Origin of the sequence: Azospirillum sp., from assembly GCF_035628975.1 — a bacterium.
GTDB lineage: Bacteria > Pseudomonadota > Alphaproteobacteria > Azospirillales > Azospirillaceae > Azospirillum.
This window is the reverse complement of sequence record NZ_DASPIS010000046.1, coordinates 45,598-56,625: the sequence shown is the minus strand read 5'-3', so window position 1 is coordinate 56,625 and position 11,028 is coordinate 45,598. Positions and strand designations below refer to the sequence as shown.

Genomic DNA, 11,028 nt, shown 5'->3' with positions numbered 1-11,028 from the left:
CATCGCGGCGCTTGGCGTCGATGTGGCCCGGCAGGGCGGCGTGGCGCGCAGTGCCTTCACCCGGGGATTGCGCCCCTTCATCGACATGCTGCAGCGGCTGGTGCCGGGCCGCTCGGAGGAGGCGAAGCGCAAGGCGGCGCTTGCCACCCTGTCGGGGATGGTCGGTGCCCTCATCCTCGCCCGTGCCGTCGACGACCCGGACCTGTCGGACGAGATCCTGGAGGCGGCACGCACCAGCCTGACCAAACCCTGAGCCCTGAGCGGGGCATCCTCAGGCCTTGAAGAAGGCCAATATGCGGAAAGAGCCGGCTCGTCCGTCTTACGGGGTTTGAAGGAAAAGCTCGTCGGCGATGACCGCGCCGCTCGCCTGCATCAGATAAAGCCCGATGTGGTGGGCGACCATCTGCGGGTGGGCCGCGGTGTCGGGCAGGCCGAGGACGCGGGCCGTGGCGAGCGGCAGGTCGTAGGTGGCGCATCCCGGCTCATACACGACGATCTCGCGCAGCGGCCCGGTCATGCCGTGGTTGCGCGCCGACAGCAGGGCCTGCACCGCCTGGAGCACGCAGATGTCGGTGCAGATGCCGTCCACCACCAGCGTTTCGATGCCGTTTCCCGCGATCCAGTCGAACAGCCGGTTCCGGCCGGTCGCGAGGTCGGTCGTCCCGACCACGCCGTTGATGCAGTCCTTGCGCATCAGCGTGACGCCGGGGGCGCCGTCCAGCCACGACAATTCCTCGACCAGATCCTCTTCGCCGGTGCCGGCTTCGCAGTGGGGCGGGTAGGGATGCTCGGGCTTGCCCGGCTCATGGGTGTCCAGGAACACCGCGATGGGGTGGCCGGCCTCGATGAACAGCCGGTTGGTGCGGTCGATCTCGGCGATCATACGGGTGACCTGGGCGTTGGCCGACGGCGGCGCCAGATTGCCGCCGCCGATGGCGGCGAAGCCCTTCACGGGATCGACGTCGAGCTTTCCAACCCCCTTTTCGGCCAGGGCCACGGTGGTCCTGCGCACCGGCAGTGTGGCCGCGACGGCCCCCAGCGCGGCGGCCGGGCTGATGATCGGTTCGGTCATGATGCGTCTCCTCAGGTTCAGACCAGTACGGGCACGTTCGCGACGCCCTCGGTGCCGAAGATGGCGCGGTAGCGGGCGACCTCGGAGGCCGGCCCGGTGGCCTTCTCGTAATTGTCGCTGAGCTTGACCGCTCCCTTCCAGGCGCCGTCCACCTCGACCGCCGTCACCTTGCAGACGAGGCTCAGCGGATCGAGTCCTTGGCCGTTGCGCGGATGGCAGCCCCGGAAGTCCGAGGTCAGCAGGGTGCCCCAGCCGTAGCCGTCGCGGATGCGGCCGCCGAAGGTCCGATGGAGCCGCAGGATGTCCTCGACGTCCAGCCCGTCGCTGAACAGAACGCGCTTCTCCCGCGGATCGCGGCCATGCCGCTCCAGCCAGGCGATGTATTCCTCGCCTGCCGCCACCGGCTCCTTGCTGTCCACCCGCATGCCGGTCCAGTCCGCCACCAGGTCCGGCGCGTTCCTGAGGAACTGGGTCGATCCGAAGGTGTCGGGCAGGAACACCAGCATCGCGCCGCCATAGGTCTCCTGCCACAGCCGCAGGACCTCGTACTGTGCGGCGCGCAGGTCGTCTTCGGTCCGCGCCAGCGCTGCGACCGTCGTGGGCAGCTCGTGCGCGTTGGTGCCGATGGCCTCCAGATCGTGCTTCATGGCGAGATGGGTGTTGGAGGTGCCGATGAAGCGCGGGCCGAGTTCAGCCGCCATCGTCTCCACGACATATTCCTGCCAGAGGAAGCTGTGCCGCCGCCGGGTGCCGAAATCCGAGAGGCTGAGGTGTTCGAGCGGGCGCAACCGTTCGATCTTGTCCCAGAGGCGGACCTTGGCGCGGGCGTAGAGGATGTCGAGTTCGGTTTCCGTCATGCTCGCCAGCGCGGCGCGCGTCTTCAGTTCGTTGATGATGCTGAGCGCGTAGATTTCCCACATCGTCGTCATCGCCCACGACCCCTCGAAATCCAGGCGCCACTGGCCGTCCTCCTCCGACAGCCGGTAGTCGGGCAGGGCGAATCCATCGGCGAGCCAGGCTACGAACTCGGGCCGGAAGATCCCGCGCTGGCCGTAGAAGGTGTTGCCCTGGAGCCAGACCGCTTCGGACCGCTTCAGGCGTAGCGAGCGCACATTGTCGAGCTGGCGGCGCAGCTCGGCCTCGTCGATGATCCGGGCGAGCTTCACCGACCGGGTGCGGTTGATCAGGCTGAAGCGGACCTTCACGTCGCGGAAATGCCGCCAGATGAACTGCAGCATCGCCAGCTTGTACCAGTCGGTGTCGAGCAGCGAGCGGACGATGAAGTCGGTGGCGAAATTGTGGTTGTGGGCGCGGCTGCTGAAATTGACGAGCATGGCTGAAACCTCCTGTTCTCGGCTGACCGGGGCACAGCCCGTACTGTTTGGTGGCCGGCGGGCGCCGGCCCGGCCCGTGGGTCCGCGCGGCGATGACGACGCCCGGAGGCTGACGGACAGCGTGTTCAGGCGTTGGACGAGGCGATCAAGGTCTGAATGATGTGGAAGTGATCTTCGAACATCCGTTCGGGATCGATTTCCGCGATCGGCATCCAGCGCGCCGATTTGGCGTCGTCACCGCCACGCACCTTGGGGAAGCCTTCGTCGGTGGCCTTGAGCTGGATGAGGAAGGCCTGGGTCACCGTGCGCCCGCGCGACGAGCGGTAGGGGTGATCGAAGATCTGGCTGGCGCGGATGCCGCCCTCCAGGAAGCCCGCCGGAATCTTGAGCTTCGTCTCTTCCCGCAATTCCCGGATCATGGCGTCCTTGATCCGCTCATGCTGACCGACGAAGCCGCCGGGGAGGGCCAGCAGGCCGCGTCCGGGCAGGCCCCGGCGCTCGACCAGCAGGACGTGCCCGGACAGGACCACCACGGCATCGGCGGTCAGAAAGGTCGGAGGGTAGGGAGCGTTGGCCCACCCGGACCTGTATTTGGCAATGTAGGCGCTTTCCTCGGCCAGCCGCTTGTACTCGTCGGTGCGCGCGAACTCCGCCATGAAGGCGGCGACATTCGCGGGCAGCGCGTCTTTCCACGTCTCCAGCGCCGCCGCCGCGTCGATGAAATAGGCATCGCGGATGGGTGTGGCCGAAATCCCCCGGCAGTTCATGCATTCCACGGCGCCCCATTGCGGGAACATGCGCAGATAGTAGCTGCTGTGGTCCTTCGAATGGCCGATCAGGCCGACCCTGGGGGCCGAGCCGTCGGCAGGCCGGTGGTGCTGCACGACGACGCCGTGCACCGCAGCCTGAACATCGCGGATCCATTCCAGGTCGTTGTAGCGGTCGATCAGGGGAAGCACCGTGATGCGCTCGCACTCTTCCGGTGTGAAGGCTCCCGCTATGCAGGAGCGAACCTCTTCGAAGCGGAAGGGGTTGCGGTGGCTGCGCGCCTGACGCGAGGATCCGACCAGCACGATCAGATGCCGCCCCAGCGACAGGGCCCGCTTCATGACGGCGAGATGGCCGAGATGGAAAGGACGGAAGCGGCCGACGAAGACCAGGAAATCAAACTTCAGGGCTCCGGACTCGCGTCCGGTGACGGTGATGGGTGGCATGCTCAGCAAGCTCCTTGCTGAAAGAACGCCGCAGTCTATCTGCGGAACACTGACGATACGGCCGAGGCAGACGTTTCTCAAGCTCTGGATATGCTCTTTGGGAGCAATACGGTTGGCGGCGCCGCGCAGCCGGGATTCAGAGGTCGCCTGCGCTGACGATACGGAACCAGGCGGCATAGGGTGTGGTCCGGATCATGTGCCGGTTCAGATCCGGCGCACCATCGGACCACCAGACAGGTCCCCGCTCGCCGAGAGCCTGTTTGGCCTGATCGACGGCGGCGTGGGCCGCCGCTTCCGCGCTGCGGTCGGCAGAACGCCGTGCGGCCGCCACGGCCCGGCGGGCCCGCATCAGATCGGCGATCAGGCCGGCGCGGGCCTCATCGGACAAGGCCGGGTTGGCCGCACGCCACAGACGTCCGCGCACCACGATGTAGCGGCCATCGGGGGTGGTGAGCGGGCTGGGCTTGGTGGACAAGTGAAATCTCCGACGCGTCTGCTGCGTGAACAGCGCGGGCGTCGAAACGGCCCAAAACCGGCCGGCGCATCAATCCGCGGCCCGGTCTTCTCCGCTTCCGCCCGGCGACGCGCATGCCGCCTCGGCGTCATGTCCCGATGCCGGCAGATCGGCGGCATTCTCGAGCAGATTGGCTCCCATCCTGCCCATGAAGGCGAGCCGGCGGTCGAATTTCGTCTCCATGACGATGCAGGAGGTGGTGCGGACGACGCCCTTGATCATGTTGATCCGCGTCAGTTCGGTGTTCAGCTTCTCCAGTGTTTCCGTGGCGACATGGATGACGAAATCCCAGTCGCCGGAAATGGCGTACACCGCCTGCACCGCCTCCATCGTCCGCATCTGGGCGATGACGTCGGAATAGGTCTTGTTGTTGCAGACCGCCATGGTGAAGCAGTTGACGGTGTAGATCAGCTTGCTGTGGTTGATGCGGACCGAATAGCCCTCGATCACGCCGGCGGTTTCCAGCCGCTGGATGCGCTCCTGCAGGGCCGTCCGCGACACGCCGATCTTGCGGGCGAGCGCGGAGGTCGGTTCCCGCGCGTTCTTCTGCAACAGGGCGAGGAGTTGCTTGTCCTTGTCCGTCAGGCGGAAACCCTGTTCGTTGCCCGGCCCAGACATACCCTCATCCCCTCGCATCGGTGGCCGATACCTTAAGAACCCTGGCGCCGGGATCGCGACTCCTGCCAGAAGTCCATCAGGCGCAGTCCCGCATAGACCATTTCCGCGGCAGGGGGGCCGAAGATACCGCCATTCCAGGTCAAACCGTAAGGGGCGAAAAACCGAATCCGGTCGCTTTCGCCGGTGATCGCCTCGGCAACGACGCGCCCGCCGATCGGCGCCGTGTTCATGCCATGTCCGCCGAAGGACGAACAGCTCCACAACCCTTCTTCAACTTTGGCGATATGCGGCATCTTGTGGCGCGCGTATCCCATCAAGCCCGACCATGCCTTTTCGATCCGCACATCGGCAAGGCCGGGGAAGACCCCGCTGATATCCCGGCGCAGCAGGGCGGCCAAGCGCTTTTCGTCCTGTTCATAGCGGGTGGTGATCCGTCCGCCCCACAGCAGGCGGTCGCCGTCGACGATGCGGTAATAGTCGGAGGAACGACGGTCGTCGCCGACAGCGTCGGTGGTCGCGACGAAATCCGCCAGTCGGTCGCCCAGCCGCTCGGTCAGCACGACATAGGTGGCGATCGGCAGGAAGGCCCGGCGCAGGGGACCGAACTCCGGCCCGCCGTAGCCGCCGCCGCACATCACCACGTCGTGGCACATGACCGAACCGTCCACCGTATCCACCCGCCAGCGGCCGCCGGGGCCGGGCGTGTCGGTGCGGCTCATGCCGATCATGGCGGTGCCCTCGAACAGCCGCCCGCCGGCGCCGGCGATCAGGTCGGCAAGGCCGAGGCAATAGTTCAGCGGGTGGAAATGGAAGCCGACCGGGTCGCGCAGGGCCTGGAAATAGATGTCGCTTTTCAGCAGGCCGCGCAGCGTCGGGCGGTCGATGTAGGCGAACTCATAGCCGTAGGTCCGCGCCATGTGGTCGCGGTGGCGCTGCAACTGGTCCGCCGCCTCATAGCGGGTGACGCCGAGCTTCCCCGTGGTCGGGTTGCAGCCGGGCAGGGAATGGCCGGCGATGGTGTCGCGGACGATCTCCACGCCTTCCACCGAAAGGCCGAACAGCGCGCGGGCATGATCCCGGCCGCAGCGGGCCTCGATGGTTCGCAGCCCCTCCGACCAGCCCTGCAGGACGAAGCCGCCGTTGCGGCCGGATGCTCCCCAACCGATCCGCTGCGCCTCCAGCAGCGCGACCGAACGGCCGCGCCGGATCAGTTCCCAGGCCGTGGACAGGCCGGCCAAGCCGCCGCCGACCACGCAGACGTCGGCCGTCACCGTACCGCGCAGAGGGGCGTGGTCGCTCGCCGGTCGGCGGGTGGCGCTGTAATAGGTGTTCGGGTAGTCACGCATGCCGGTTGGGTTCCGTTTGCCGGATTGGTGTCAGTTTTCGGGAAGCGGGCGGAGGCCGGCCGCCGGGGGAGCGGTGCGGCCGACCTCCGGCTGCCTCATTTGGCGACGGTGTAGTCCATGCCGTACCACTTCTCCGACAGCGACTTCAGCGTGCCGTCCGCCTTCAGAGCGGCCACGATCTCCGTCAGCTTGGCGTTCAGCTCCGCGTCACCCTTGTCGATGGCGATGGCCAGCGGCTCGTGGTAGGCCGGCTTGTCGTTGATGGCGCGGATCGGATAGCCGCGCTTCACCGCCGCCTCGACGGTCGGCAGGGCGGAGACGATGGCGTCAACCCGCACGCCGTCGCCGAGCCGCAGGTCGTCCAGCGGGCCGACGCTGTCGCCGTAGGTCTTGACGGTGCCGGGTTTCACGTCAGCCGTGAAGTCGGGGACGCCGACGGCGTCGATCTTCAGCTTCCCGCCGATGTAATCCTCGGAGGTCGTGCCGCCTTCGACCCCGACGGTCTTGCCGTTCAGCGCCGCGCGGCTGTCCAGCTTCGATGTCTTGTGAACGGCAAAGACATAGGGCGTGTAGTAATAGATCGCCGGGAAGTCGAGCACACGGGTCCGGCCGGTCGTCGGCGTCATCGAGCCGACGGAGACGTCCCAGCGGCCGTTCCAGTTGCCGGCGGTTATGATGCCCCATTCCGGCGTGATGAAGCGGGCCGTCGCGCCCAGCCGCTTGGCGATCTCCTTGGCCACCTCGACGTCGAAGCCGTCAAGCTGGTTGTCCTTGTTCATGAAGGATTGCGGCGGCCAGTTGGCGGCGGTCGCCACCACCATTTCCTTTTTCTGCGTGATGCGGTCCAGCGTGGCGCCCGCATTGGCGGCACCGGTGGAAATTGCGAGCGCGCCGATGGCGGCAGCGCCGAGGCACAGGGATTTGAGCAGGCTCATGGACGGTCTCCTGACGTGAGGGGAAGCCTTGGCGTTCGGACGATTTGAATTCTTGGGACAAGAGCGGACCGGCTCAGTGGCGGTGGCCGCGCGCCAGTCGGCGCTCCAGCCGGGCCTGCAACTGCTCCAGGACGATGGAGATCAGCCAATAAAGGGCGGCGGCGGTGATCAGCATTTCCAGGTGGCGGAACTCGTCGCGGCCCTGGGTGCGGGCGAGGAACATCAATTCCCACACGCCGATCACCGAGACGAGCGAGCTGTCCTTCAGCATGGCGATGAACTGGTTGCCGGTCGGCGGGATGATCAGGCGCAGGGATTGCGGCAGGATGATCAGCACCAGCGTGTGCATCGGCCCGAAGCCCAGCGCGCGCGCGGCCTCCCACTGGCCCTTGGGGATGCTCATGATTCCGGCGCGGAAGATCTCCGTCATATAGGCGCCGTAGCACAGCGACAGCGCCGCCACGCCGGCCGGAATAGCCCCGATGACGTAGCCCAGCTGCGGAATGCCGAGATAGATCAGGTAGATCTGGATCAGCAGCGGCACGCCGCGGAAGAAGGACGTGTAGAAGGACGAGATGGCGATGGCGAAGCCATTGTTCGACAGCCTCGCGATGGCGCCGATCATGGCCAGGACGAAGGCGATGGCGATGGAAATCGCCGAGATGTACAGCGTCGTGGCGACGCCCTGGGTGATCAGGAACGACAGCTTGCCCAGGATGAAGCTGTAGGACAGGTCGAAACTGTAGAAGAAGACCAGGAACAGGCTGAGCACTTCCAGCCAGACGGCGGCGACCTGCAGCCGAAGGCTGAGCCGGCCGAGAAGATGGACGTTCAGCGTGAGGATCAGCGCAAGGCCGAGAGCGGCCCAGACGCTCACCAGCGCTTCGCCGCCCGGCAGGGCCGCGGTGACCGGCGCGAAGGCGGCGGCAAGGCCGGTGTGCCCGATGCCGCCAAGGATGCCGGCCGCTGTGATGGCGAGCGCCAGCACGCCCAGGAACCACGCCTTGTTCGTCAATCTGTCCCGGCGCACATGGTCATGGTACATGCCTGCGTCTTTCCCTTCCGTGCGTTTCACCCACAGTCCGTCCATCAGCCTGTACCGGCTGTGCGACGGGCGGTATCCGCCAATCCGCCGGCTTTGGCGGTAAATTGCGGAAAACTGCCGGGTAAGACCCTGCGTTACGACGGCTGGACCCGCCGGATTGAGGGCGGTGGGGCGAGCGGGCGTGCCGCATCCTAGCCCTGCCGACAGCCAATTCGAGGGGGGTGCCGCATTGAATGTGCCGCACCCCTGTTGAGGCTATGGCGCCCTTGCCAACCGCACTCACCGGAATCAGCAGTCAGGAGCACCAGCATGTCCAAGGAAGCATTGAAGGATCTCCTCATCGAGGAGCTTCAGGACGCATACAGTTCCGAGACCCAGATCCTCGAGGCGCTGCCCGCGATGGCGGAAGCGGCCTCGTCTCCTCAGTTGAAGCAGGCGTTCCAGACCCATCTCCAGGAGACCGATGGGCAGGTCAAGCGGCTGGAGCGGATCTTCCAGATCCTCCAGGCCGATCCGGCGGGCAACACCTGCGAAGCGACCCAGGGTCTGATCGAGGAAGCCGAGGAGATCATGGACCAGGGCCTTTCGCCGGAGGTTCTCGATGTCGCCCTGATCATGGCCGCCCAAAAGGTCGAGCATTACGAGATTGCCAGCTACGGCTCCCTCAGGACTTTGGCGGAGACGTGCGGAATGACGGACATCGCCAAGCTGCTCGATGAGACTCTCAGCGAGGAGAAGGCGACGGACGAGAAGCTGACCCAGCTTGCCGAGGGCGAGGTCAATCAGCGCGCCTTCAAGGCGGCCTGACCGGTGTGGGTGGCGGCCGTGCCGATGCGCGGCCGCCGCTTGCTTCGATTGCCCCGCATGCGATAAATCGGGCATGATCGCATTTTGGAACTTCGGCAGCTTCACCGACTTGGAAAAGGACTTGGAAAAGGACGTGGCGCTTTTCATGACCGACCTGCATCGACGGCTTGTCGTCAGCCAGCGTCCTGCGAGGATCGGGACGACGCGGGCGCAAACGCCTTGCTGACGGGACTGCCGGATTTCGCAGCCCAGGGGGCCGCTGTCGCCGCCTTCATCGAAACGCATGCGGACTGGGCGGAAGCCATCATCTTCCTGATGGCGTTTGCGGAGGGGCTGACACTCGTCGGGCTTCTTATTCCCGGCGTCGTCATGCTGACCGCGGCCGGCGCGCTCGTAGGCGCGGGCGTTCTCGATTTCTGGTCGGTCTATCTGGCGATCGCGGGCGGCGCCATCCTGGGGGACGCGACCTCCTACTGGCTGGGCCGCCGCTATGGCGAGCACATGTTCCGGATATGGCCGTTGAGCAGGCAACCCGAACTGCGCCGCCGTGGCGAAGCCTTCTTCCAGCGTCATGGAAGCAAGAGCGTGTTCCTGGCGCGCTTCATCGGCCCGTTGCGCGCGGTGGTGCCGACGACGGCCGGCATGATGGCGATGCCCCATCGGAAATTTCAGACATTCAATGTCCTGTCGGCCGTGATCTGGGCTCCGCTGCTGATGTCGCCCGGCCATCTTGCCTGGACCGGCTACGACTTGAGCGGAACAGGCGTCCGCACCGCACCGGCCGCCGGCGGCAGTGCGGAACAAGGGGTGGCGAAGTCCTGTGCGCCCGCTCCTCCCGTTGCCGGGCTGCCGGAACCAACGGGGTGTTGATCCCTGTCCTCAGCTTCCCGACGACGTCCGTCCGGTTCACTCCGCCGGACCTCCTGTCGCAGGGTCATCCCTAATCGCGCAGCCGGAGGGTGTGGGCTACTTTGGCGTGTCCCGCCGTGCCTGGAGATGTTCGGCAAGCGTGTCCGTAGCTTGTTGAAGGTCCCTTATACGGCGGGGCGCCCTCTTGATGATTTGATGCTGCCCATTGTGCTGCCGCCGACAGCCGCGCGTCCGACCGTTCCTGTCCGATGGCTCTGGTAAAGGCTGGCATTGACGATTAGCTTGTCAAACAAATGATCAAAGAGCGTCCCGGCAGCCGATGGCTGCGGGCGTGTGGAAAGGGACGGGCGGCCATGTCGAAAGCGATGCGCATCCATCAGGGAAGCTTCGGCCGCGTCGCGCTGCTGGACATGGACAACGCGCTGATCCATCACGCGCATCCCCATTGCCATGTGCTGATCAAGGCCTCCGGCGCGGACACGCGCTTCGCGGTGGGGGAACGGCTCTACCCGCTTCGCGACGACACCGCGGTGCTGGTCAACAGCTGGGAGGCCCATTCCTACGCCCATCAGCCGGGCGCCCCGCGCACGGTGATCCTGGCGCTGTACATCGAGCCGCGCTGGCTCGGCGCCATGCAGCGCGAACTCAACGCCAGCGGCAATCCCGGCTTCTTCGCGCAGTCCTGCGGAGAGCTGACGCCGCACATCCGCCGGCTGGCCGACCGCATGGCGGCGGAACTGCTGTATGACGACCCGTCGGGCGAACGGATGGAGGAGGCGCTGTTCGACCTGATGATCGCCATCATCGACCGCTTTTCCGAATGGCGGAGGCTGGGCGGCGCGCGCTGTGCCGCCCCGGCGGCCGGCGACTTCCGCATCCGTCAGGCCATCCGCTTCATGCGGGGGAGCTTGGGGGAGGAGTTCGACGCCGGCCGCGTCGCCGCCGCCGCCGGCCTGTCGCGCGCCCACATGTTCCGGCTGTTCCAGCAGACGATGGCGATCACCCCGGCGCTCTATTTCAACGTGCTGCGGATGGAGGCGGCGATCGACGCCATGGCCGCCGGTCTGGAGAGCGCGACCGAGGTGTCCGGGCGGCTCGGCTTTTCGGCGCCCAGCCATTTCAGCCGCTTCTTCCGCAACCACCAGGGCGTGACGCCCACCGAATACCGCCGCGTCGTCAATCTGGTTGACCGGCCGGGCGGGGGAACGCCCGAGGCCGGGCATGCCTGACGATGAGACGCGCGAAAATGAGACGCTAGGGTAAATCGCGACAC

12 protein-coding genes and 1 pseudogene are annotated in these 11,028 nt (G+C 66.3%); 5 read left to right on the top strand and 8 right to left on the bottom strand.

Features of this window, described 5'->3' with window-relative positions; genetic code table 11:
• Positions 1-253: pseudogene (locus VD964_RS10085) on the top strand (TetR/AcrR family transcriptional regulator); the annotation flags it as partial.
• Positions 254-319: 66 nt separating this feature from the next.
• On the opposite strand, the gene VD964_RS10080 reads toward VD964_RS10085, so the two are convergent.
• From VD964_RS10080 to VD964_RS10045, 8 genes are all read right to left on the bottom strand, one after another.
• Complete coding sequence (locus VD964_RS10080) at positions 320-1,072, bottom strand: isochorismatase family protein (RefSeq protein WP_324868154.1); 753 nt, start codon at positions 1,070-1,072, stop codon at positions 320-322.
• A gap of 17 nt (positions 1,073-1,089) precedes the next feature.
• Positions 1,090-2,406 carry a nicotinate phosphoribosyltransferase gene (locus VD964_RS10075; RefSeq protein ID WP_324868152.1) on the bottom strand — a complete coding sequence of 439 codons (1,317 nt, stop codon included), beginning with the start codon at positions 2,404-2,406 and terminating at the stop codon, positions 1,090-1,092.
• Positions 2,407-2,531: 125 nt separating this feature from the next.
• On the bottom strand, positions 2,532-3,797 hold the full coding sequence (locus VD964_RS10070; RefSeq protein WP_324868150.1) for a bifunctional nicotinamide-nucleotide adenylyltransferase/Nudix hydroxylase: 1,266 nt from the start codon (positions 3,795-3,797) through the stop codon (positions 2,532-2,534).
• The gene (locus VD964_RS10065; RefSeq protein ID WP_324868148.1) at positions 3,757-4,095 is read right to left on the bottom strand and encodes a hypothetical protein; all 339 of its coding nucleotides are present in this window, start codon (positions 4,093-4,095) and stop codon (positions 3,757-3,759) included. The genes VD964_RS10070 and VD964_RS10065 overlap by 41 nt, the downstream gene beginning before the upstream one ends.
• 69 nt (positions 4,096-4,164) lie before the next feature.
• Positions 4,165-4,752, bottom strand: coding sequence for an Lrp/AsnC family transcriptional regulator (locus VD964_RS10060; RefSeq protein ID WP_324868146.1), 588 nt, complete (start codon positions 4,750-4,752; stop codon positions 4,165-4,167).
• Between the two features lie 32 nt (positions 4,753-4,784).
• The gene (locus VD964_RS10055) at positions 4,785-6,098 is read right to left on the bottom strand and encodes an FAD-binding oxidoreductase (RefSeq protein WP_324868144.1); all 1,314 of its coding nucleotides are present in this window, start codon (positions 6,096-6,098) and stop codon (positions 4,785-4,787) included.
• A gap of 95 nt (positions 6,099-6,193) precedes the next feature.
• Positions 6,194-7,033 carry a transporter substrate-binding domain-containing protein gene (locus VD964_RS10050; RefSeq protein WP_324868142.1) on the bottom strand — a complete coding sequence of 280 codons (840 nt, stop codon included), beginning with the start codon at positions 7,031-7,033 and terminating at the stop codon, positions 6,194-6,196.
• A 73-nt stretch (positions 7,034-7,106) separates the two neighbouring features.
• Positions 7,107-8,078 carry an amino acid ABC transporter permease gene (locus VD964_RS10045; protein WP_324868140.1) on the bottom strand — a complete coding sequence of 324 codons (972 nt, stop codon included), beginning with the start codon at positions 8,076-8,078 and terminating at the stop codon, positions 7,107-7,109.
• 309 nt (positions 8,079-8,387) lie between these two features.
• Here VD964_RS10045 and VD964_RS10040 point away from each other — a divergent pair, with 309 nt between their 5' ends.
• From VD964_RS10040 to VD964_RS10025, 4 genes are all read left to right on the top strand, one after another.
• Positions 8,388-8,885, top strand: coding sequence for a ferritin-like domain-containing protein (locus tag VD964_RS10040; protein ID WP_149226886.1), 498 nt, complete (start codon positions 8,388-8,390; stop codon positions 8,883-8,885).
• A gap of 73 nt (positions 8,886-8,958) precedes the next feature.
• On the top strand, positions 8,959-9,111 hold the full coding sequence (locus VD964_RS10035) for a hypothetical protein (RefSeq protein WP_324868137.1): 153 nt from the start codon (positions 8,959-8,961) through the stop codon (positions 9,109-9,111).
• Positions 9,105-9,755, top strand: a complete 651-nt coding sequence (locus VD964_RS10030; protein ID WP_324868135.1) for a DedA family protein — start codon at positions 9,105-9,107, stop codon at positions 9,753-9,755. Before VD964_RS10035 ends, VD964_RS10030 begins: the two co-directional genes overlap by 7 nt.
• 353 nt (positions 9,756-10,108) lie before the next feature.
• On the top strand, positions 10,109-10,984 hold the full coding sequence (locus VD964_RS10025) for an AraC family transcriptional regulator (protein WP_324868133.1): 876 nt from the start codon (positions 10,109-10,111) through the stop codon (positions 10,982-10,984).
• The last annotated feature ends 44 nt before the right edge of the window (positions 10,985-11,028 follow it).